This is a genomic window from Caballeronia sp. EK (genome assembly GCF_014384845.1).
In the GTDB taxonomy this organism is placed as follows: domain Bacteria; phylum Pseudomonadota; class Gammaproteobacteria; order Burkholderiales; family Burkholderiaceae; genus Caballeronia; species Caballeronia jiangsuensis.
The window spans coordinates 82,420-105,048 of the sequence record NZ_JACSUE010000003.1; the positions used below are offsets into that span (position 1 = coordinate 82,420).

The window sequence follows — 22,629 nt, forward strand, 5'->3', positions numbered from 1 at the left end:
ATTAATCCAAGCCGTTAGACACTTGAGGCCGATACCGCCTCGGTTGCGCGAAGACGCGGGAGCAGACGGTCGAACTCGCGTTTGACGAGGCCGTAGCATTCGCAGGCGCGGGCTTCGAGCCCCTCGCGATCCACGACCTTGATGCATCCGCGGCTGTGATGAATCAGACCCGCGTCGTGAAGCTTGCCCGCCGCTTCGGTCACGCCTTCGCGGCGCACGCCCAGCATGTCGGCGATCAGTTGCTGCGTGACTTGCAGTTCGTTGGACGCGGTACGATCGATTTCGATCAGCAGCCAGCGGCAAAGTTGCTTGTTTAACGAGTGATGCCGGTTGCACGCGGCCGTCTGCGCGACTTGCGTAAGCAGCGCTTGCATATAGAGCAGCATCAGGCGGCGCAGGAAGTCCGAGCGGCCGAACTGCTCGCGCAAGGCTTGCGCGCTCATACGATAGGCGAAGCCGGGGCATTGCACCTGCACGCGCGTCGGCATCGTTTCGCCGCCGGTCAGCACGGGCACGCCCGTCATGCCTTCGCGGCCCACCGCGGCGATCTCGACCGAGCCGCCGTCTTCCATCGTGTGCAGGAGCGAGATGATCGCCGTCGTCGGGAAATAGACGTGGTGAATACGTTGGCCCGAGTCGCAGAGCAGTTGCTCGGTGCGCAGTTGTACGAGTTCGAGATGCGGTGTGAGCGCCTGCCATTCGTGCGCCGGAAGTGCGCCAAGCAGATGATTGCCGTGCAGGTCGGACTGGAGGGTCAGCATGATTTGTTCTCTCTCGTAACTTCGCGCGTTGCGCTTCAATTTTTATTTACTGGTGTGACCGTTTTCGAATGTCGTCGCTTTCGACCAACTCGATGAAGCGTCACTCCAGCCCCGTAGCGGCCCGTTTGCGCGTGAATTCGAGTTTGTTGTTCGCGCTGTTCCGGGTTGCGAGGTTCTATTAGCGAGGACTGTGCCAGTGCGGGCAATCGCAATGCTGGCGGGGCCTCATAACTCATGCACTTTTCGTGATGCAGCGCAGCGCAGCGTTTTTGTTTCAGTCTTGAACATCGGTGGTCTTAGGAATGCCTGAGAGCACCGATGAGTTTCATCAGCGCAATCCCCCCGAATGGCGGTTCAGGCATTTCCGACTACCGTGCGACAAGCCTCACAGGTCGACATCCCTTCGACAGCCCACCTGCTTTCGTAGGGACAATGAAAAATGATTCATCCGTGTTGCATGGGCTTCGTGGGCTATCGAACGCGCGTTATTTTCGTCAGCGCTTGATTACCCGCGAAGCCTTGCCGGACGGGGCTTTGCGGGCGAGCGGAAAAGTCTGCCGCCGTGCGTTGCATGAAGCGGAAACGTTGCGCCGATTGCACGAAGTGAAAAGTCGGTGCGTGATGCCTCGCTTGTTCGCGCCCAAGAAGCGTGTATTCGAGCGTGCAATAGCGCACACAGGGCTTGTGGGGACCCCCAAGGCGTCGCAACGAGCGGCATTTAGCCGTAAAACGTTTGCGCGTGTTTCGTCGGATCGATCGTTTCGAATATGTGTGTTCGACAGGAAGCGAGGTGCCCCGAAATGTTTCATCGGGGACAATTTCATGCGGAACCGATTTACGCGCGCGAAACGAGCTTCGCCAAAATTGCAGCAAAGACATAACGAGGTCACGAAGCGAATATACGGCGCGAACGTAAGCGAGTGAAAAACCCCTTGAAACAAGGGCTCAAGTATGTTTTTACCGGATGCGTTTTGCTTATACGAATCGACGAGTAATCCCTGCGTGCGCGAGCGATCAGCACACGATATTCGCAAGAGGCGGAATAACGCGTTCATACGCGTCCTCGATGGCGTCGAACGATGCTTCGCAAAGGTCGTGACGGCCACGCGAAAGCGCGCGTGCTAGCCGGCACTGCATGACCATCGTTTCGCTCGCGATCTTGCGTGCGCCCGCGTGGGTCTGAACGGGAATATCGAAGCCCTGATCGCGCATCCATTGCAGGTAGTGCGCGAGCAGTTCGAAATTCGCGCCGAGCTGCCTCATCATGTTGAACGCATAAACGCGCGCATACGCTTCGCCGCGCGCGATCATCGTATCGACATGCTCGGGAAACACCGCCCGCCAGCGGGTGATGGGGCTATGCATCGGGCGGCGCAACAGATGCGCGCATAGCGTATCGGCGGAGACTTCGGCGAGTGAGGTGCCGGACATCGGCTCCCGTACGCGCTTGACGAATTCGACGTGCGGAAAGAGCGCCGGCTGCGGCGCGTGCGGACGCAATACGCCGTCGTAATCGTCACCGTCGAGAAGGTGATAACCCGTGTGATGAAAGTAGCCGAGCCGCCGCGCATCGGGATCGATCACATCAATGCCGATGGTCGTCTTCTCATGCTCGCGATGATAGGAAACCGTGCGCATGTCGGGCAGAAAGAACGCATCCACTTCGACGAGCACGATGTTCGAGCGGCGTGTCTGCACGAGCGCGCGCTCTTCGAGCGAATCGAACACGGAAAGCTCCTGCACCTGCAGGCCGTAAAGCTTTTCGATGTCGTCCGGCGGCAGCTTGCCGAGCGTGAACTGATCGGCTTCGAAGTCCTGAGCAACGGTGAAGGCCAGCGCGGCGCGCGGTTCGAGGCCGTTGCCGTGCAGGATTTCTATCCATAGATCGGCCGGCGACACGGCTTCGCGCCAGATGCGCTCGCCGCGATGCAGCGCATGCGCATGATGGCGCCGCGCACGCATACGCAAGGGATCGAGCGACACGACGCGGGAACGACTCGCGCCTGAATCCGTCACACCGCTCGTATGGAACGCGCTCATGCCGTGACCTCGGGCCGGCAAGGCCGGCGTTCGATACCGCGCGCGCGGGTGAGCGAGTGTGCTTTTCGTTGTGCGTCTCTGTCGCGTTCGATGGCGGTATGCATTGTGATTTTCCCATGAAGGTGCCGTATTACGCGAGTGCTATCGACGCGTGCCGACGCGCGCGGCGGCCCGGATGAGAGGGCCGTCGCGTGGTCGGTTCGTTCGTCGGGCAGGCGTCTTTTTCCCCGGGACGCCTTTTTGCGTGTGGTCGAGCTTATTTGAAAGGCGCGCGAGGCTTGGGTCGGTGCGATGGCGCACCGATTTCAGGCGGGTTGGCACGTAACGTTTAATCGTCGCAACGCCGGTAATTACCGGTAAAGCATGGAGATAATCGATGAACTGGAAAACCCTGGATTTCGAACAACTCACTGCGCGTGAGCTTTATTTGATTTTGCGCGCGCGCAGTGCGGTGTTCGTCGTCGAACAGTCGCATGTCCATCTCGATCCGGATGGCCGCGATGAAACCGGCACGCACGTATTCGCGGCCGAAGACATGAGCCGTTCGATGCCCGTCCTCGCCTATGCACGCATTCACGAAGGCAATGCCGACGATCCTGAGGTCGTGGTGGACAAGATCTTGACGAGCCCGCTGCGCCGCGGCGATGGCACCGCGCACGCGCTCATCGAACGCGTGCTCGCGGTGACCGCCGAGCGCTGGCCGGGCCGCGGCGTGCGCCTGACGGCACCCGTGAGCCTGCGAGGCTTCTATGAGGCGTTCGGCTTTCGCAAGACCGAAGGTCCGTTTCTCGAGCACGGCATGCCCTTCATCGGTCTGACGAGAAAGAGCCGGCAGCCGCGCGAGACGGCCGGCGCGAGCAAGACGCTGTTCGCGCCGAGCGAGCACGCCACCACGTACGAGTTGCTCTAAGCGCCACCACAGACGTGTCGCGTGCGCCGCAACCCGCGCGCGCGGCGACAGAAGCCAACGCATCAGTCATCACAAGGCGTGGACCGTCCGGGCATCGAGGCAAGAACAACGCAATAACATCGACCGAGGTGGCGCAGGCCGCCTCGAAGCGTGTCCTCGAAACAATAAGATCAACGCCGCCGGCCAATACCGGCGAGCGTACAAACAGCCTATCTCATGCGAATAGTCCATCTCGCCAATCACGCGCAGACGATCGGCAACGGCACCGTCAACATGATGGTCGATCTCGCCTGCATGCAGGCGCGCATGGGTCAGGACGTCGTGGTCGCATCGTCGGGCGGAGGCTTCGAGCCGCTTTTGCGCCGTCACGGCATCACGCATGTGCCGCTACAGCAATCGCGGCAGCCCTGGCGCGTGCCGTCGATGATCGCGGGCTTCAATCGTCTCATCGATCGCTTCGATCCCGAGATCGTCCACGCGCACATGATGACCGGCGCGCTCATTTCGCGTTTCGGCAGCATGCGCCGCCGCTTCGCGCTCGTGACGACGGTGCATCACGAACTGCAGAAAAGCGCATCGCTCGTGCGCGCGGGCGATCGCATGGTGGCCGTGAGCCGCGCGGTCGCGATGGATCTGCAGGCGCGCGGTATCGATTCCGCGCGCATGTCGATCGTGCTCAACGGCGCCGTGGGCGCGCCGCGGCTCGTATGCAGGCCCGCCGCGAAGCCGGTGCGCCTGAAGCATCCGAACATCGTCTGCGTGGCGGGCATGTATCGCAGGAAGGGCATCGCCGATCTCCTGCAGGCGTTCGCGCTCGTGCGCGAGCAGTCCGCGAGCGAGCGGGAGTTCATGTCCGAGCCGCATCTGTATCTTGTCGGCGATGGCCCCGAGCGCGCTTCGATGGAAGCGCTCGCGGCCGAACTCGGCATCGCGGAGGTCGCGCATTTCACCGGCTTCGTCGCCGATGCGCGGCCCTATCTGGCGAGCGCGGATATCTTCGCGCTCCTGTCGCGCGAGGATCCGGGGCCGCTCGTGATCGCGGAGGCGCGCGAGGCCGGCTGCGCGATCGTCGCGACGCGCGTGGGCGGCATTCCCGAAATGCTCGACGACGGCGCGGCGGGCCTGCTCGTGACCGCGGGCGACATCGAACAGGCGGCGGCGAAGCTGCGCTGGCTTCTGCTCGACCGGCAGGCACGCGGCCAGCTTGCGGCGCGTGCGCGGCAAAACCTGCAGCCGCTTTCGGTCGAGAGAGTCTGCGGCGAGTATATGGCGGTCTACCAGCAGACGCTCAAGGAGCGCGAATCGATGAGCCGCCGTCAGCTCGCGCTCGATGCGCGAAGGCCCCGGACGACAGATGGCGCGATTTAAGCATAGCGCTGACAAATCCCCGCGCTCGCACCGCGCCACGGTACTTTCGTCCAAACCATCCGATCATACAAAAGGACTTTCCCATCGGCCTTCCGTTCGCGTTCGCACAGAACGCCTACGAGATGCTTGCTCAAATGAGTGCATGATCGGTCCGAGGAGATCAAGGACTGCAAAAAACGCACTTGCCGCGCTGCGACGCCGCCATTCTTCAGTTTCCCTGATGAATGACTGCGCGCGCGCGGCGCGAGCGCAGCAGATACACGCGAAAGCAGAAGAAAGAAAAAAACGAAATATCGATATCGAGGTCAGAGGGATTACCCTGTCAGGAATTTCCCAACTGGCATTCGAAGCAACGAAGACGCAACGTATCTAGCACGACGAATGGACCTGTCGGGAACTCGTCGTGCCTTTCGCAGCCCGGGGAAAGCGAAAGCGATGCGCTCATACATACGGCTACGGAACAGGCGAGAAGGGGAGAAGCGAGATGGATGACAACAAAGAGCGATCGCTGGTGGCGAAGGTCATGGACGGACTGGTTTCCGGCATCGTCGAGCAAAAATATGGCGCGATACTGCCACCGCAGGACATCCTCTCGAAGGAGTTCGACGTGAGCCGCACCGTCATGCGCGAGGCGCTCTCGATGCTGCTCGCGCGGCACATGCTGGACGTGCGGCCGAAGACCGGCACGCGGATTCGTCCGATGAGCGACTGGCGTCTCATCGACGAGGATGTGGTGAGCTGGAGATTTCGCGCCAAGCCGGATCAGACATTTTTGCGCGATGTAATCGAATTCCGCATGCTGATCGAGCCGCGTGCGGCCGCATTGGCGGCGGCGCGGGCGACACCGGACGAAATCGCCGGAATCCGCGACGCGTTCGACACGCTCTCGCGTTTGCAGGTCGGCGAGCCGGAATATCAGGCGGCTGACGAGGTTCTGCACACGCGCATCGTGGCGGCGAGCGGCAACCAGTTCTTTCGTCAGATGACGGCGATCGTGCGCGGCGCGCTGGTGACGGTCAATCCGATCGTCGATGGCATCGAATCCGTGCGCGAGGCTACGCTCGCGGCGCAGAAAAGCGTAGTGGAGGCGATCGAGGCGAAGGATTCCGCCGCGGCCGAATCCGCGACGCGCGCGCTCGTCGATCTGGCGGCGGAAGAAGTGGGCCGCGCGTTCTCGCTGGAACGAGTGAACAGCCAGCCCGCCGCGCCGAACGTGAATGCATCCGCGGGGGTGTAACGCGTTCGTAGCACGTCGGTCGATGATGGCTGAGCCGCAAGCACGGAGCCGGGACATGTCCCGGCTTTTTGCCGTCTGCGCGCGCCGTGCGAAGTCGTCATGCGATGCAATGAGGCACAATGCGTCGCACCACGAACCTGGCGCATGGAGGAAGGATTGACCGATACGAACATCGACGCAGCAACGATACGCTGGGGCATCGTCGGCGCGGGACGCATCGCGCGGCGCTTCGCCGACAGTCTCACGCATGTGCAGGGCGCGCGGCTCGCGGCGGTCTGGTCGCGTCGCGAGGAACCGGCGCGCACGCTGGCCGATGCATTCGATGCGCGCGCGTTCGCCGATTTCGACGCGATGCTCGACCATGTCGATGCGCTCTACATCGCGACCTTGCAGGACAGTCATCCGGAATACGCGTTGCGCGCCTTCGCGGCGGGCAAGCCCGTGCTGTGCGAGAAGCCGGCGGCGGTGAACGCGCGCGATTTGCAGCGCATGATCGACGCGGCGCGCGAGGCGAAGCTGCTCTTCATGGAAGCGATGAAGCCGCCGTTCTATCCGCTGTATCGGCGTCTGCGCGAGCATCTGGAGCGCGATCCGATCGGCGAGGTCGGGCTCGTGCGCGCGGGTTGCTCGATGGCGAACGTGCCGCTCGATCATCCGTCGTTCACGCTCGAAGCGGGCGGCGGCGCGCTGCTCGACATCGGCATCTACGAGGCGTTTCTCGCGGTCGACTGGCTCGGCGAAGCGCTCGACGTTCAGACCATCGGCCGTCTCGGCGCGACCGGCGTCGATGTGTTCGCGAGCCTGAATGTGCGCCACGAACGCGGCATCGCGCAATTGTTCTGCGGACTCGATCTGCAAGGCCGCGGCGATGCGCTCATCGGCGGCACGCTCGGCACGGTGACGATCCACGAAAACTGGTGGAATCCGGCGCGCGCGACCATCGCTTACACGGACGGACGCAAGATCGAACTCGACGAGCCTTTCACGGGCGGCGGCCTCAACTACGAAACCGCGCATTTTTGCGAGCTGCTGCGCGCGGGCGAAACCGAAAGCCCGGTGATGCCGCACGCGATGTCGATGCGCATGATCGCGATCATCGACGCCGCACGGCGCGATCTGAATCTGCGCTTTCCCTTCGAGACCGACTGATACGAAAAAGCCGCTTTTCAGCGGCTTTTTCTTAGTGTCGCCCGGGCAGCGCGAGACGCCGCTCGAAAATCCGCTGCACGAATTCGAGCACGCTGCACAGAATCCAGTAGACGAACGCCGCCGCGAGATAAAGCGGCAGCGGCTGATAGGTCGCCGCGATCACTTCTTGCGCGCTTCGCAACAGCTCGGTCACGGTGATGACCGACACGAGCGACGTGTCCTTGATCAGACTGATGAGACTGTTCGACAGGCTCGGCACCGCGATGCGCAGCGCCTGCGGCCCGATTACGTAGCGCAGCGTCTGCGTGCGCGACAACCCGAGGCTATAGGCCGCGAGCCACTGTCCGGCGTGGATGCCGAGAATCGCGCCGCGCATGCTTTCCGACAGATACGCCGCGACGTTCGCGGATAGCGCGATCACGCCGGCGGGCGTGGGTTCGAGCGAGATGCCGAGACTCGGCAGGCCGTAGTAGATGACGAAAATCTGCACGAGCAGCGGCGTGCCGCGCATCACGCTCACGTAGAAGCGCCCGATTGCGACGAGCGCGCGACTCTGGCTGATGCCCATCAACGCCAGGACGACGGCCGCGATGAGGCCGAAGAACATCGAGTAGAGCGCGAACTTGATCGTCAGTAGCGCGCCTTGCGCCAGCACGGGCGCCGATTGAACGAGCAGGGAAGTCGTGGACATGAACGGGAATGCGGTGAGGAGCCGGCGCGCGAATTGGATCGATCGGCGCGCGCAAAGCGCACATCATAAACCGGCAGCGAAAAAACGAAGGGCGGCACCGTCATCCGATGCCGCCCCGGCCAGCAGAACAATGCTGACTTACTTTGCCGGCTTCGTCACGTCGATGCCGAACCACTTGTCCGAGATCTTCGTGAACGTGCCGTCGGCTTCGAGCTGGTTCATCGCGTCGTCGATGGCCTTCGCGAACTTCGGATTGCCCTTCTTGAACGGAATGCCCGACGGATTGCCCGCACCGACATTCGCGCCCGTGCGCAGCGGCAGTTGCGAATTCTTCAGCAGATACGCGAGCATCAGGCGGTCGTTGAGCGCCGCGTCGAGACGGCCGGCGGCGAGGTCACGCAGATACTCGGGCGCGCCCGGATACGTCTTCACATCGATGCCCGGCACCGACTTCGCCATGTCCATGTAGTTCGTGCCGAGACCGACGCCGAGCTTCTTGCCCTTCAGCTCGTCGAGCGTCTTGAACTCGCGCTTGTCGTCCGAACGCTGGATCAGTTGCGCGTTCGAATACGTGTACGCCGGCGAGAAGTCGAGCGTCTGCTTGCGCGCATCGGTGATGCCGACCTGGTTCACGATCACATCGAACTTGCCTGCCTGCAGGCCCGCGATGATGCCGCTCCATTCGGTCGTGACGAATTCGGGCTTCACGCCGAGCTTCGCGGCGACCGCCTTGGCGATATCGACGTCGAAGCCGACCAGCTCGCCGTTCGGTGCTTTCGAGTTGAACGGCGGGAAGGTGCCTTCCAGGCCGACGCGCAGCGTGCCGCGCTGTTTGACCTGATCGAGCAGGTCGTCGGCGTGGGCTGCCGTCGTGACGGCGGTGAATGCCGCGCCGATCAGGCTGGCGGCGACGAGCTTCTTGAGCGTGGACAGTTTCATTGTGTTGTTTTCCTCTTGATGGGCACAGCGTCTTTATCAGATGCGGCGATCATAGTAAGAATGCAATCGCCGCGTCATATCGTTTGTTCATGTCTATATGCGCGATCGGCGGCGTCACGCGAGCGCTTCGACGCATTCGCGCACGAGCGCCGGGCCGCGATAGATCAGCCCCGTATAAATCTGCACGAGCGACGCGCCCGCCGCGAGCTTCGCGCGCGCGTCCTCGCCCGAGAAAATTCCGCCTACGCCGATGATCGGCACGTCGGTCCCGACTTCCGCGCGCAGCTTGCGGATCACTTCGTTCGACGCGTCGAAGACCGGACGTCCCGACAGGCCGCCGGCTTCGTCGCCGTGCTTCATGCCGGTCACGGCGGCGCGCGAGAGTGTCGTGTTCGTGGCGATCACACCATCGATCTTGTGCGCCAGCAGCGTGCCCGCGATCGACTTGATCTGCTCGTCGTCGAGATCGGGCGCGATCTTGAGCGCGAGCGGCACGAGCTTGCCGTGCAGGTCGGACAGCCGCGTCTGCTTCTCCTTCAGCGCGCCGAGCAGCGAATCGAGTTCACCCGCGCCCTGCAACTGCCGCAGATTCTTCGTGTTCGGCGACGAAATGTTGATCGTCACATAGCTCGCGAACGGATAGACGCGTTCGAGGCAATAGAGATAGTCCTCGGCGGCGCGCTCGATCGGCGTATCGGCGTTCTTGCCGATGTTCAGGCCCAGCACGCCGCGATAATGCGCCGCCTTCACGTTGGCGACGAACTGATCGACGCCGCCGTTGTTGAAACCCATCCGGTTGATGAGCGCGTTCGCGTCGGGCAGACGGAAGATGCGTGGACGCGGGTTGCCCGGCTGCGCGCGCGGCGTCACGGTGCCCACCTCGATGAAGCCGAAGCCGAGCGCGGCGAGCCCGTCGATGCACGCGCCGTCCTTGTCGAGGCCCGCCGCGAGGCCGACCGGGTTGCGGAACGTGATGCCCATGACGGTGCGGGGCGAATCGGGGCCGCGCTTGGCGAGCATGCCCGCGAGTCCGGTGCGGCCGGCGGCGCCCAGCATGCGCAGCGTCAGGTGATGAGCGTCTTCCGCGTCCATCTTGAAAAGATGCGAGCGCGCGATCGGATAGAGGGAACTGAACACGAAATGAAAGCCGGCGACGGCGGATTTTTTTAAGACCGCTATTTTAGCGGCTTTGGACGGCGGACCGGTCGGGCTCTGCCGGAAGTGCTCGGGCGGCTATTTCGGCTGGCCCGGACCGTGGATGCGCCCGGGCATCGGCAACGCGCCGGCGGACTGCGTGTTCGCGGGATCGAGCAGCGTCCAGTGTCCGTCGATCAGGCCTTCCAGCGGCCGGAAATTCGCCTTGTAGGCCATTTTTTCGCTTTCGCGAATCCAGTAGCCGAGATAGACATGCGGCAGGTCGAGGCTCTTCGCCTGCTCGATCTGCCAGAGAATGTTGAAGGTGCCGAAGCTCGTCTTCGGCATGTCCGGCTCGAAGAACGTATAGACCGACGACAACCCGTCGCCAAGGATGTCGATCATGCTGATCATGCGCAGCACGCCGGGCGTATCCGGATGCGCCGGATCGACGGGTTCGCGGAACTCGACGAGACGCGAATTGATCCGGCTCTGCAGCAGGAACTGCTCGTACTGGTCGCGGCTGTCGCGGTCCATGCCGCCGCCCGCATGCCGCGCCGACTGATAGCGCATGTAGAGCGCGTAGTGTTCTTCGTCGTAATGCAGCGGCGCGACGCTCGCCACGAGATCGCCGTGCTGCTTCCACACGCGCCGCTGCGTGCGGTTCGGCACGAAGCGCGCGACTGGCACGCGCACCGGCACGCAGGCGCGGCAGCCGTCGCAATACGGACGATAGGTGAAGACGCCCGAGCGCCGGAAGCCGGCCTTGACGAGTTCGGTATAGACGTCGGAGTTGATCAGATGGCTCGGCGTCGCGACCTGCGAGCGCGCGACGCGCCCTTCCAGATAACTGCAAGGATAGGGCGCTGTTGCATAGAATTGCAGCGCGGAAAGCGGTGACAGCGGCAGCTCGTTCGGATGTGTCACGTTGGCGGCTCTCGCAGGCGTCGTCTCGTCGTTGCCGACCGGCGCGCGCAATCCTTTTTCGGGCGCGCGCATGGCGGCTGCATTACGTTTGTCGCTCGGGCGTCGTGCGAAGCGTTCAGCGCGCCAGCACGTCGAGCAGGACGGATTTGTCGAAGCGCCAGCCGATCGCCGGTTCCGCCGTGGCCCGCCGCAGATGCGCGACGAACGCGCGGCGCGCGATCTCGCGGCCGCCCAGCGACGCCAGATGCGACGTGTTCTGCTGGCAGTCTATCATCTCAATTTGATTGCGGCGCAAGTGTCCGACGAGCGCCGCGAGCGCGATTTTCGACGCATCGGTTCTGTGCGCGAACATCGATTCACCGAAGAACATGCGCCCGAACGACACGCCGTAAAGTCCGCCCATGCGCACGCCGTCGTACCACGTCTCGACGCTGTGGGCGTTGCCCGCGCGATGCAAGGTGGTGTACGCATCCACGATGTCCGAGGTGATCCAGGTGCCGCGCTGGCCGTCGCGCGGCGTGTCTGCGCAGGCGCGCATCACGGCGGAAAAATCGTCGTCGACGCGAACTTCCCAGATTGGATCGCGCACGACGCGCTTCAGGGTCTTGCGCAGCGAATCCGACACCTTGAACTCGGCCGGAAAGAGCACCATGCGCGGATCGGGACTCCACCACAGCACGGGCTGGCCGTCCGAATACCACGGGAAGATACCGCGCCCATAGGCGTCGATGAGCCGTGAGGGCAAAAGATCCGCGCTCGCCGCGAGCAGGCCCGGCGCGCCGCTCGCCGCGTCGAGCGCGCGCTCGACGGGCGGGAAGGGATCGTCGTCGGCGAGCCAGGGAACCATGTTCTCGGGTGGGCGGCGTTCTGTGATGTCGGCGAGCGTGCGATCAGCCGTCGCGCAGCGTGCGGAAAATGTCGCCCGTATGCAGCGTGAAGTTGCCTGCGGCGCGGTCGGCGAAGAAAAAGCGCAGCGTCTGGCCGACTGTCGGGAACGCGATCTCGTCCCACGGAATCTCGCTTTCCTCGAAGAGCTTCACTTCCAGGCTTTCCTCGCCGGGATCGACTTCGATATCGAGCAGCCGCGCCAGATAGAAGAGATGCACCTGATGCACGTGCGGCACGTTGAGCAGCGTGAAGAGGCTCTGGATCTCGACGCGCGCGCCTGCTTCCTCCAGCGTCTCGCGCGCGGCGCCTTCGCTCGTCGTCTCCTGCATTTCCATGAAGCCGGCGGGCAGCGTCCAGTAACCGTAACGAGGCTCGATCGCGCGGCGGCACAGCAGCACCTTGTCGTCCCACACCGGCACGGTGCCCACGACATTGCGCGGATTCTGGTAATGAACCGTGCCGCAATTGTTGCAGACAAAGCGCTCGCGGTTGTCGCCGGGCGGAATGGCGAGACCGACTTCGTGGCCGCAGACGGAGCAGAATTTCATGGAAATGGACGTGGGAAGTGTGCCTGCGAGTGTATCACCGTGCCGCTGCGGCTTTGAGGCACGCACATGGTTTGCGGCATCAGTCGCGCCGCATGACCGGTTTGCCCGGAGCCGACAGTGCGACGCCTGCCTTCTCGCTACAATAGTTGACCGGAATTGCAGTGTCCCTTTTCACGATGAACTCCATGTCAACCACGCCAGCCGCTTCCAGCCGTCCTCCGATGCTCGCCACCGCCGAGGCGCTCGGCCGTCTGCTCGACGCCGCGCGTCAGGTGGACGGCCGCGAGCGCGTCGGCACGCTCGACGCGCTGAACCGCGTGCTCGCCGCCGACGTGACCTCGCCGCTCGACGTCCCGCCGATGCACACCAGCTCGATGGACGGCTACGCGGTCCGCGCCGCCGATCTCGCCGGCGCGAGCGAAGGCGCGCCCGTCGCGTTGCCGGTGTCGCAGCGCATTCCGGCGGGCCACGCGGCCGGGCCGCTCGCGGAGGGCACGGCCGCGCGCATCTTCACCGGCGCGACGGTGCCGCCCGGCGCGGATACCGTCGTCATGCAGGAAATGGCGCACGCAACGGACGACGGGCACGTCGCGTTCGCGCAGACGCCCGCGGCGGGCGAGTGGATCACGCGGCAAGGCGCGGATATCCGGCGCGATTCGGTGATTCTGCCCGCGGGCACGCGCCTCACGCCGCAGGCGCTCGGGCTGGCGGCGTCGGTCGGTTGCGCTGAGCTCGATGTCGTGCGCCGGGTGCGCGTCGCGATCTTCTTCACCGGCGACGAGCTGCGCGTGCCCGGCGAGCCGCTCGAACCCGGCGCGATCTATAACTCGAATCGCTTCACGCTGCATGCGCTGCTCGCGAAGCTCGGCTGCGAGGTGACGGATCTGGGCATCGTGCCGGACCGGCTGGATGCGACGCGCGAAACGCTGCGGCGCGCCGCCACCGACCACGATCTCATCCTGACATGCGGCGGCGTGTCGGTCGGCGAGGAGGATCATGTGAAGCCGGCGGTGGAGGCCGAAGGGCGCATTTCGATGTGGCAGATCGCGATGAAACCGGGCAAGCCGCTCGCCTTCGGCGCGGTGCGGCGCGGCGACGAAGGAAGCGAGGCATTTTTCATCGGCTTGCCGGGCAATCCGGTGTCGAGTTTCTGCACGTTTTTGCTGTTCGTGCGGCCGTTCCTGTTGCGTCTCGCGGGCGTGACGAACGTCACGCCGCGCGTCCACTCGATGCGCGCCGACTTCAGCCAGAAAAAAGGCGATCGCCGCAACGAGTTCCTGCGCGCGCGCGTGAACGAGTCGGGCGGGCTCGATCTCTTCGGCAACCAGAGTTCGGCCGTGCTGACATCGACCGTCTGGGGCGACGGTCTCATCGACAATCCGCCGAATCATGCGATCAGCGCCGGCGAGATCGTGCGCTTCATCCCATTTTCAGAACTGATATGAAAGTCGAACTGAGGTTTTTCGCGAGCGTGCGCGAGGCGCTGGGCGTCGCGAACGAGACGGTCAGCGTGCCGGACACGGTGGTCAATGTCGGCGATGTGCGCGCCTGGCTGCGCATGCGCGGCGGTGTGTGGGAAGAGGCGCTCGCCGAAGGCCGCGCGTTGCGCATGGCGTGCAATCACGTGATGACGAATCCGGGTCAGCGCATCACCGAAGGCTGCGAAGTCGCGTTTTTCCCGCCGGTCACGGGTGGCTGACATGTCGACGCGTTCCAAGGTCCGCGTGCAGGAAGCCGATTTCGACATCAGCGCGGAAGTGGCCGCGTTGCGCGCCGACAATCCGAAGGTCGGCGCGGTCGCGTGCTTCGTCGGCACGGTGCGCGATCTGAACGAAGGCAGCGCCGTCGAAACGATGGAGCTGGAGCATTACCCCGGCATGACGGAAAAATCGCTCGAAGCGATCGCCGATCAGGCGCGCGAGCGCTGGCGCGGCTCGGACGTGCTGATCGTGCATCGCGTGGGGAAATTGAAGCCGCTCGACCAGATCGTGCTCGTCGCGACGACGGCGATGCATCGCGCGGACGCGTTCGAATCGTGCGCCTTCGTGATGGACTATCTCAAGACGCAAGCGCCGTTCTGGAAGAAGGAAAAAACCGAGGCGGGCGAGCGCTGGGTCGACGCGCGCGACTCCGACGATGCGGCGCTCGCGCGCTGGAAAAACGATCCGTCCTGATCCGCGTTACTTGTCGTCGGCCGATCTGCCGATGAACTTCGCCGGAAACGGCTCAGCGTCCGGACGCTCGGGAAAGCGCGGTTCGGGCGCATCTCCCGTGCGCTGACGCTTGAGCGCCGCGAGCAGTTCCTGCTGCTCGACGGGAACTTGATATTCCCAGCCGAACTTGCTGAGTTGCAGGCTCTGCGCGATGCGCAGCGCCGGTTCCATGAACTGCACGGCGGCCGCCGGCTCGTAGCGCGACTCGACCGTATTCAGAAACAGCGACAGCCAGCGCGCGAAGTGACGCGGCTCGATATCGTCGATCGGACGATGCGCTTCCTGCACGTTTCCCCGATATTGCTTCGAGCCGAGCACGAGGCTCGACCAGAACGTCGTCATCTTGGCGAGATGCTCGTCCCAGCGCCCCGTGAGCGCGCGCGAAAAAATCGGTCCGAGCAGCGGATCGTCGTCGACGCGGCGATAAAAGGCTTCGACCAGCGCGCGGACGTTGGCTTCGCTGGGTTCGCGCTCGCGCGGAGTGTCGGTGGCGGGATGTTCGGTGGTCATCGTCGATCTGCGAAACAATGAAAGAGTTGATCGGATATTTTGCTGACGGAGGATATCAAGATGACGCAAAATGGTGCTTCCGTGCTCAGGCGCCCTCGGTTGTCCGAAACGCATGGACGTTCGTTTGCGTTTCATGCAGCGTCGATTTAAACATCGCTCCCTGTCCTTGCGCGGATTTTTTGACGAGACGCGCGTTCCGTCAAATCACCGATGCGCCTTTGCATCCAACTCTATACGCGCGAAATCATGCGACTCACCGATTACACCGATTATTCGCTGCGTGTTCTGCTTTATCTCTCCGTTCGACCTTCGGGCCTTTCGACGATTCAGGAAATTTCGGATGCGTACGGCATCTCGAAGAATCACTTGATGAAGATCGTCCAGCAGCTCGGCGAGCTCGGCTGGGTCGAAACCGTGCGCGGCCGAAATGGCGGCCTGCGGATCGCATCGCGGTCGCGCGACCTCACGATCGGCGACGTCGTGCGCAAGACGGAGAATGATTTTGCGATCGTCGGTTGTTTCGCGGAGCAGGGCGATGCAACGCGCCAGCGCTGCGTGATTCAGCCGAGCTGCCGTCTGCGCGGCGTGCTCGCGGCCGCGCGCGACGCTTTTCTCGCCGAACTCGACAAGCATACGGTCGGCGAACTCGCGCATCCGGCGAACGAACTCGCGCGGCTGCTCGGCATCGTCAGCATCGCGCCGGTTCCGGCGGGCGCGTTCGTGCCGGTGCGCGCATCGTCCTGACGCGCCGGGACGCATCGCGCGCTGAACAAAACCCGAATGCCGCAGTCAATCCTGAGCTTGGAGTCGGTCGACGCCGTCATTGTCGAAGAGCAAAAAAGTGCACTTTTTGAGCCAAAGCGTGCTTGAAAGTGACAAAAAGCGCCTCATTTTGGTCGTATTCAGAATTGGAGCTTTCAAAAAATGAGAATCGACAAACTCACCACCAAATTCCAGGAAGCGCTCTCCGACGCGCAGAGCCTGGCGGTCGGGCGTGATAACCAGTACATCGAACCGGTGCACCTGCTTGCGGCGCTCATCGCGCAGCAGGACGGCTCCGCGCGCTCGTTGCTGTCGCACGCGGGCGTGCAGGTCCAGGCGCTGCAGACGTCGCTGAACGACGCGATCAACCGTTTGCCGCAAGTGCAGGGCACGGACGGCAATGTGCAGGTGAGCCGCGAACTCGCGGGCCTGCTGAACGCCGCCGACAAGGAAGCGCAGAAGCTCAACGACACGTACATCGCGAGCGAGATGTTCCTGATCGCCGTCGCGGACGACCGCGGCGAAGCGGGCCGTCTCGCGAAGCAGCACGGCCTGTCGAGGAAAGCGCTCGAAGCGGCGATCAATGCCGTGCGCGGCGGCGCGCAGGTCAATAGCCAGGACGCCGAAAGCCAGCGCGAGGCGCTCAAGAAATACACCGTCGATCTGACCGAGCGAGCGCGCGCGGGCAAGCTCGATCCGGTGATCGGCCGCGACGACGAAATTCGCCGCTCGATCCAGATCCTGCAACGCCGCACGAAGAACAATCCGGTGCTGATCGGCGAGCCGGGCGTCGGCAAGACGGCGATCGTCGAAGGGCTGGCGCAGCGCATCGTCAACGGCGAAGTGCCGGAAACGCTCAAGGGCAAGCGCGTGCTGTCGCTCGACATGGCGGCGCTGCTCGCGGGCGCGAAGTATCGCGGCGAGTTCGAAGAACGCCTGAAGGCGGTGCTGCACGACATCGCGAAGGACGAAGGCCAGACGATCGTCTTCATCGATGAAATTCACACGATGGTCGGCGCGGGCAAGGCCGAAGGCGCGATGGACGCGGGCAACATGCTGAAGCCGGCGCTCTCGCGCGGCGAGCTGCACTGCATCGGCGCGACCACGCTCGACGAATACCGCAAGTACATCGAGAAGGACGCGGCGCTGGAGCGGCGTTTCCAGAAAGTGCTCGTCGATGAACCGTCGGTCGAAGCGACCATCGCGATCCTGCGCGGCTTGCAGGAAAAGTACGAGCTGCACCACGGCGTCGAGATCACGGATCCGGCGATCGTCGCGGCCGCTGAACTGTCGCATCGCTATATCACGGACCGCTTTTTGCCGGACAAGGCCATCGATCTGATCGATGAAGCGGCGTCGCGCATCAAGATGGAAATCGATTCGAAGCCCGAAGAGATGGACAAGCTGGACCGCCGTCTCATCCAGCTGAAGATCGAACGCGAAGCCGTGAAGAAGGAGAAGGACGAAGCGTCGCAGAAGCGTCTGCAACTGATCGAAGAGGAAATCGATCGGCTGAACCGCGAGTATTCCGATCTCGAAGAAATCTGGACTGCCGAAAAAGCGGCCGTGCAGGGCAGCGCGCAATTGAAGGAAGAAATCGAGAAGGTGCGTGCGGACATCACGCGTTTGCAGCGCGAAGGCAAGCTCGAAAAAGTCGCCGAATTGCAGTACGGCAAGCTGCCCGAGCTCGAGGCGCGTCTGAAGCAGGTGACGCAGGCCGAATCGCAGGAGCAGAACAATCCGACGCGTCCGCGTCTTTTGCGCACGCAGGTCGGCGCCGAGGAAATTGCGGAAGTGGTGTCGCGTTCCACCGGCATCCCCGTATCGCGGATGATGCAGGGCGAGCGCGAGAAGCTGCTACAGATCGAGAGCAAGCTGCATGAGCGCGTGATCGGCCAGGACGAGGCGATCGGCGCGGTGGCGGATGCAATTCGCCGCTCGCGTGCGGGTCTGTCCGATCCGAACCGTCCGTATGGCTCGTTCCTGTTCCTGGGTCCGACGGGCGTCGGCAAGACCGAGCTGTGCAAGGCGCTCGCTTCTTTCCTGTTCGATTCGGAGGATCATCTCATCCGCATCGACATGAGCGAGTTCATGGAGAAGCACAGCGTCGCGCGTTTGATCGGCGCGCCGCCGGGATATGTCGGGTATGAAGAAGGCGGTTATCTCACCGAAGCCGTGCGCCGCAAGCCGTACAGCGTGATTCTGCTCGACGAAATCGAGAAGGCGCACCCGGACGTGTTCAACGTGCTGCTGCAAGTGCTCGACGATGGCCGCATGACCGATGGCCAGGGCCGCACGGTCGACTTCAAGAATACGGTGATCGTGATGACGTCGAATCTCGGTTCGCAAATCATTCAGGGCATGGTCGGCGAGCCGCAGGAAAGGGTGAAGGATGCCGTCTGGGAAGAAGTGAAGCTGCACTTCCGGCCGGAGTTCCTGAACCGTATCGACGATGTCGTCGTGTTCCATGCGCTCGATCGCACCAACATCGAGTCGATCGCGAAGATTCAGTTGCAGCGTCTGCAGGAGCGTCTTGCGAAGCTCGACATGCAACTGGAGGTGTCGGATACGGCGCTGGAGCAGATCGGCAAGGTCGGCTACGACCCGTTGTTCGGCGCGCGGCCGTTGAAGCGCGCGATTCAGCAGGAGATCGAGAATCCGGTCGCGAAGCTCATTCTCGCGGGGCGTTTCGGGCCGAAGGACGTCATTCCGGTCGATGTGCGGGAAGGGAAGTTCGTGTTCGATCGCGTCGTGCACTGAGGCGCGCTCGGGTCGTCCCGGATGCGGGACGACCGTTCATACAAAAGGGCAACGAAGCAATTCGTTGCCCTTTTTTTCGTTCGCTCGGAACGCGATCCGAAAAGCAGAAGCCCCGCGCGGCGCGATGCCTGCGGGGCTTTCTTTCGATGCGAATCGAAACAGCGCGCTTAGCCCTGCTTCGGCTCTTCGCTCTTGCCGAAGAGACCTGCGAGGCCGCCGAGCGAGCCGAGCACGCCGGTCAGATCGAGCTGGCCTTCGGGCGGCACTTCGCCATTGGGCGTCGCGCGATCGACGATATGCGGCAGCACCGTGGCCAGCATGCCCGAGAGTTGATCGCCCGAGACGCCGGCTTTTTGCGCGAGCGCGCCGACGTTGTCCTGTCCCAGCACGTTGGTGAGCGTGTCGGGGCTGATGGGCTTGTTCTCGCCCGTGCCGATCCACGACTGGACGACATCGCCCGCGCCGTGTTGCTGGAAGCGCTGGATCAGGCCCATGATGCCGCCCGGCTGGCTGTTGACGAACGCGAGCGCCGCCGCGATCAGCGCGGCTTGGCCGGACTGGCCCTGCTGGCCGCCTGGTTGTTGCGACGAATTGCCGAGGGAGGAGGCGAGGATATCGATTAGGCTCATGGCAGTCTCACTACGAGAGGTTGCGGGGGTGGGTTCGCCCGCGCCGCCGCGTCCGGCTCGGAACCGGGCGTGGCGGCGCGGGCATCGGCCGCGAGCGGCCGTTCAAGGATGGTCAAACGAAGGCAATTTTCCTTCGACAAGGTTCCCCGAAGAATTACTGACTGGCGGCCGCGGCGCTGGCGGCCTTATCTTTCTTGCTGCGCTTCGATTTGGCGGGCTTCGCGTCGCTCGCGGCCATCGTGCCCGATGCGCTCGTCGTCGCTGCTGCCGCGCTTTCCTTCTTCGATTTCTTCGACGCCTTCGTGCCCGATGCCGGAGCAGCGGGTGCCGTGGCCGGCGTCTGCGCCGTGGTGGCCGCTGGCGATGTCGCGGCGGTGGCCGCCGTCGATGACTTCACCGTCGAGTTCGGCGCGGCGCTGCCGCCTTGCGTCGATGAGGTCGCGGGCTTCGACGTCTTGCCCGTCGGCGGCAGCGACGAACCGCCGATCGTCAGGCCGTTCTGCTCCAGATTCGCCACCGACTTGGTGCCGAGCCCCTTGACGCGGGTCGCGAGATCGTCTGCGTCCTTGAACGGGCCGTTCTTCGTGCGCTCGTCGACGATCGCCTTCGACTTCACCGGACCCAGACCCTTCACCGCTTCCAGCGCGGCTTGATCCGCGGTATTGACATCGACCGCGGCGAAGGCCGCTCCCATCGACAGCATGAACGCTAAGCACAGCATCAGCAGCTTTTTCAGCATGACGGCACTCCGGGCTAAAGAGAAAGGATGAATCGATAAGTTCGGGCCGATTGGGAAGATGCCGTTAAGGATAGGGCAAAAACCTGTTCCGAACGAAAACGGATCGCATTGTGCACGACCCCCGCCGCGCGCACTGCGCTTCCGCACAATCTTTAACGTTGCGATACGCCGGATGGATGACGCGCCGTTTCTGCCGGCGTGCGCGCCGCGCATCACTTCGACGTGGCCGCCGCCGTTTTCGCGAACGCGCCGCGAACCTCGAAGCCGACCTTATCGACGATCGCGCCTTTGGCATCGACCAGTTCGAGCACATGACGGCCCGGCCAGGGCAGCCACGCCGCGCGGGCGTCGTGGCCGTAGGGCTTGCCGTCCAGCCGCCACGCGAGGCGCGCGCCGCTGTCCGAGCGCTCGAACCATACGCGCTGCCGCGCGGGCGGAATGTCCGGGTCGAGCGCGAAGATCGTGCCGTCCGTGGGCGCGCCGATGCGTGCGGCCTGCGCGTCCGCATTTCCACCGCGCGCGCTCTGCGACGCGTTCGCCGTGAGTCCGATGGCGCTCATCTGCGTGCCGCGCACGAACCATTCGCTGCGCGCGGGTTCGATATCGTTCTGGTACGTGACACGCGTCGTGACGACGCCCGGCGGCGCTTGCGGCGGGCGGCTATCCGATCGCCGGTTCAGATAGTTGACGATGGCGTTCCATGCCGGCGCCGCGCCCGTCACGCCCGACACGTCCCACATCGGTGCGCCGTCGGCATTGCCGACCCACACGCCCACGGTGTATCGCGAAGTGAAACCGACCGCCCAGTTGTCGCGCATGTCCTTGCTGGTGCCGGTTTTGACCGCGCTGAAGCTGCGTGTCGCGAGCACGCTGTCGAAGCCGAAGGTGCGCGTGCGCGCGTTGTTGTCGGCGAGGATGTCGGTGACGATGAAGCTCGCTTCCGCGCTGAAGACGCGTTTCTCGGCGTTCGTCGGCCGATGGTCGGCGAGATCGAAGAAGGGCCGCGCGATTCCGCCGTTCGCGAGCGCGCGATAAGCGTTGGCGAGCGTCGCCAGCGTGACGTCGGCGCTGCCGAGCGCGAGGCTGAAGCCGTAGTAATCGCCCGCCTGCGATAGGGGAATGCCGAGCGCGACCAGCGTTTTCGCGAACCGATGCGGCGTGACCATCACGAGCGTGCGCACCGCCGGCACGTTCAGCGACGAGCCGAGCGCGGTGCGCACGCTCACCCAGCCTTTGAAATCGTGATCGTAGTTCTGCGGGATGTAGAGACCGCCGCCGGTCGCGAGATCGAGCGGCGCGTCGTCGAGCAGCGTGGCGGCGGTGACGCGCTTCTCGTCGAACGCCTGCGCATAGAGGAAGGGCTTCAGCGTCGAGCCGGCCTGACGCGGAGCGACTACGGCATCGACCTCCGGCGCGTTCGACAAACCGCCCGCCGAGCCGACCCACGCGAGCACGTCGCCCGAGCGATTGTCGATCACGATGGCAGCCGCGTCGTGCACGTTGCGCGGATGCGCGCGCGCGTTCAGTTCGGCGAGTGTTCGCGCGAGCGTGTCGCGGGCGAGGCGTTGCAGACGCGAATCGAGCGTGGAGCGCACGCGCGCGCCCGCCGCCGGATGCGCTTCGTTCGCGATACGTCGCGCGAGATGCGGCGCGAGGGCGTCGTCGCCTTGTGCATAGGCGGGCGCGGCGGCCGTGCGCGTGAGCGCGAGCTGCACGTAGCTGTCGAGATTGACGCATGGATCGACGCTTCGGGCGACGCCGTGCAGCGTCTGCATGTCGCGCAGGATCACGCAGCTGCGCGCGGCGACTTTCACATACGGCGCGTTCGGCGCGCGCACGAGCGCAGCGGCGAGCGCGGCCTCGCGTTCATCGAGCCCGGACGGCGCCTTGCCGAACAATGTCTGCGACAACGCCGACAACCCGACGATCTCGCCGCGAAAGGGCACGAGATTCAGATACGCCTCGAGAATCTGGTCCTTGCGCCAGGTTCGTTCGAGCCACAGCGCGCCAATCGTCTGCCCGGCCTTTTCGCCGATCGAGCGCCGGCCGGCCGACTTATCGGCGTCGATGAGGCCGGTGAGCTGCATCGTCACCGTCGATGCGCCGCGCGTGCGCGTGTTCCAAAGATTGCCCCACGCGGCCGCCGCCGCGCCGCGCCAGTCGACGCCCGCGTGCTCGTAGAAGCGCTTGTCCTCCGACACGACGATCGCTTCGCGCAATGCCGGCGATACATCCGCGAGCGCGACCCAGTCGCCGCGCCGCGCGCTTTTATCGATGCGCGTGCGGGCGAGCGGCTCGCCGTCGCGGGAGAGCAGGACCCAGTCGGAGCTGCGCCAGTTCGCGCGCACGTCGTCGAAGCTCGGCGACGCGTGCGCCGCCGCCGACAGAACGCACGCGATGACGAGGCCGGCGGCGCGTTTCATG

The 22,629-nt window shown here is 64.0% G+C and carries 20 protein-coding genes and 1 pseudogene; 9 read left to right on the forward strand and 12 right to left on the reverse strand.

Annotated elements, in window-relative coordinates; all coding sequences use genetic code 11:
• Positions 1 to 14: 14 nt before the first annotated feature.
• On the reverse strand, positions 15 to 761 hold the full coding sequence (locus IAG25_RS09070; RefSeq protein ID WP_016345545.1) for a Crp/Fnr family transcriptional regulator: 747 nt from the start codon (positions 759 to 761) through the stop codon (positions 15 to 17).
• Between the two features lie 1,014 nt (positions 762 to 1,775).
• Positions 1,776 to 2,801: a DUF1839 family protein gene (locus IAG25_RS09075; protein ID WP_187604584.1), complete on the reverse strand. Its 1,026-nt coding sequence runs from the start codon at positions 2,799 to 2,801 to the stop codon at positions 1,776 to 1,778.
• A gap of 376 nt (positions 2,802 to 3,177) precedes the next feature.
• Here IAG25_RS09075 and IAG25_RS09080 point away from each other — a divergent pair, with 376 nt between their 5' ends.
• The 4 genes from IAG25_RS09080 to IAG25_RS09095 all read left to right on the forward strand — a co-directional run bounded on the left by IAG25_RS09080 (position 3,178) and on the right by IAG25_RS09095 (position 7,465).
• Positions 3,178 to 3,711 carry a GNAT family N-acetyltransferase gene (locus IAG25_RS09080; RefSeq protein ID WP_187604585.1) on the forward strand — a complete coding sequence of 178 codons (534 nt, stop codon included), beginning with the start codon at positions 3,178 to 3,180 and terminating at the stop codon, positions 3,709 to 3,711.
• Between the two features lie 216 nt (positions 3,712 to 3,927).
• Positions 3,928 to 5,079 (forward strand): glycosyltransferase family 4 protein, encoded by a 1,152-nt coding sequence (locus tag IAG25_RS09085; RefSeq protein WP_187604586.1) that lies wholly within the window; start codon positions 3,928 to 3,930, stop codon positions 5,077 to 5,079.
• Positions 5,080 to 5,563: 484 nt separating this feature from the next.
• Positions 5,564 to 6,316 carry a FadR/GntR family transcriptional regulator gene (locus IAG25_RS09090; RefSeq protein ID WP_035501066.1) on the forward strand — a complete coding sequence of 251 codons (753 nt, stop codon included), beginning with the start codon at positions 5,564 to 5,566 and terminating at the stop codon, positions 6,314 to 6,316.
• Positions 6,317 to 6,460: 144 nt separating this feature from the next.
• Positions 6,461 to 7,465 (forward strand): Gfo/Idh/MocA family protein, encoded by a 1,005-nt coding sequence (locus tag IAG25_RS09095; protein ID WP_187604587.1) that lies wholly within the window; start codon positions 6,461 to 6,463, stop codon positions 7,463 to 7,465.
• 31 nt (positions 7,466 to 7,496) lie between these two features.
• Here IAG25_RS09095 and IAG25_RS09100 read toward each other — a convergent pair whose 3' ends face one another.
• The 6 genes from IAG25_RS09100 to IAG25_RS09125 form a co-directional block, all read right to left on the reverse strand.
• Complete coding sequence (locus tag IAG25_RS09100; protein WP_106856555.1) at positions 7,497 to 8,156, reverse strand: amino acid ABC transporter permease; 660 nt, start codon at positions 8,154 to 8,156, stop codon at positions 7,497 to 7,499.
• A gap of 138 nt (positions 8,157 to 8,294) precedes the next feature.
• Positions 8,295 to 9,095 (reverse strand): cystine ABC transporter substrate-binding protein, encoded by an 801-nt coding sequence (locus IAG25_RS09105; RefSeq protein WP_187604588.1) that lies wholly within the window; start codon positions 9,093 to 9,095, stop codon positions 8,295 to 8,297.
• Between the two features lie 114 nt (positions 9,096 to 9,209).
• Positions 9,210 to 10,232: a quinone-dependent dihydroorotate dehydrogenase gene (locus IAG25_RS09110; protein ID WP_035501059.1), complete on the reverse strand. Its 1,023-nt coding sequence runs from the start codon at positions 10,230 to 10,232 to the stop codon at positions 9,210 to 9,212.
• Between the two features lie 96 nt (positions 10,233 to 10,328).
• Positions 10,329 to 11,156, reverse strand: a complete 828-nt coding sequence (locus IAG25_RS09115; protein WP_187605047.1) for an arginyltransferase — start codon at positions 11,154 to 11,156, stop codon at positions 10,329 to 10,331.
• 115 nt (positions 11,157 to 11,271) lie between these two features.
• On the reverse strand, positions 11,272 to 12,003 hold the full coding sequence (gene aat / locus IAG25_RS09120; RefSeq protein WP_187604589.1) for a leucyl/phenylalanyl-tRNA--protein transferase: 732 nt from the start codon (positions 12,001 to 12,003) through the stop codon (positions 11,272 to 11,274).
• 43 nt (positions 12,004 to 12,046) lie between these two features.
• Entirely contained in the window at positions 12,047 to 12,592 is a 546-nt protein-coding gene (locus tag IAG25_RS09125; RefSeq protein WP_035501055.1) for an NUDIX hydrolase, read from the reverse strand.
• Positions 12,593 to 12,813: 221 nt separating this feature from the next.
• Here IAG25_RS09125 and IAG25_RS09130 point away from each other — a divergent pair, with 221 nt between their 5' ends.
• From IAG25_RS09130 to moaE, 3 genes are read left to right on the forward strand one after another with little or no spacing between them, the layout of a single operon-like run.
• Entirely contained in the window at positions 12,814 to 14,037 is a 1,224-nt protein-coding gene (locus IAG25_RS09130) for a molybdopterin molybdotransferase MoeA (protein ID WP_375336510.1), read from the forward strand.
• A complete protein-coding gene (gene moaD, locus IAG25_RS09135; protein ID WP_035501053.1) occupies positions 14,034 to 14,291 on the forward strand; it encodes a molybdopterin converting factor subunit 1 in 258 nt (85 codons plus the stop codon). The genes IAG25_RS09130 and moaD overlap by 4 nt, the downstream gene beginning before the upstream one ends.
• Position 14,292: 1 nt before the next feature.
• Complete coding sequence (gene moaE, locus IAG25_RS09140; RefSeq protein WP_187604591.1) at positions 14,293 to 14,766, forward strand: molybdopterin synthase catalytic subunit MoaE; 474 nt, start codon at positions 14,293 to 14,295, stop codon at positions 14,764 to 14,766.
• A 6-nt stretch (positions 14,767 to 14,772) separates the two neighbouring features.
• Here the strand turns inward: moaE and IAG25_RS09145 are convergent, their stop codons facing one another.
• Entirely contained in the window at positions 14,773 to 15,315 is a 543-nt protein-coding gene (locus tag IAG25_RS09145; RefSeq protein ID WP_187604592.1) for a group III truncated hemoglobin, read from the reverse strand.
• Positions 15,316 to 15,561: 246 nt separating this feature from the next.
• Between IAG25_RS09145 and IAG25_RS09150 the strand changes: the two genes are divergently transcribed.
• Both IAG25_RS09150 and clpB read left to right on the forward strand, forming a co-directional pair.
• Complete coding sequence (locus tag IAG25_RS09150) at positions 15,562 to 16,059, forward strand: Rrf2 family transcriptional regulator (protein ID WP_187604593.1); 498 nt, start codon at positions 15,562 to 15,564, stop codon at positions 16,057 to 16,059.
• Between the two features lie 180 nt (positions 16,060 to 16,239).
• Positions 16,240 to 18,837 (forward strand): ATP-dependent chaperone ClpB, encoded by a 2,598-nt coding sequence (gene clpB, locus IAG25_RS09155; protein WP_187604594.1) that lies wholly within the window; start codon positions 16,240 to 16,242, stop codon positions 18,835 to 18,837.
• A gap of 167 nt (positions 18,838 to 19,004) precedes the next feature.
• Here clpB and IAG25_RS09160 read toward each other — a convergent pair.
• From IAG25_RS09160 to pbpC, 3 genes and pseudogenes are all read right to left on the reverse strand, one after another.
• A pseudogene (locus IAG25_RS09160) lies at positions 19,005 to 19,493 on the reverse strand (YidB family protein); the annotation flags it as partial.
• 127 nt (positions 19,494 to 19,620) lie between these two features.
• On the reverse strand, positions 19,621 to 20,205 hold the full coding sequence (locus IAG25_RS09165; RefSeq protein ID WP_035501046.1) for a ComEA family DNA-binding protein: 585 nt from the start codon (positions 20,203 to 20,205) through the stop codon (positions 19,621 to 19,623).
• A 212-nt stretch (positions 20,206 to 20,417) separates the two neighbouring features.
• A complete protein-coding gene (gene pbpC, locus IAG25_RS09170; protein ID WP_187604596.1) occupies positions 20,418 to 22,628 on the reverse strand; it encodes a penicillin-binding protein 1C in 2,211 nt (736 codons plus the stop codon).
• Position 22,629 lies beyond the last annotated feature (1 nt).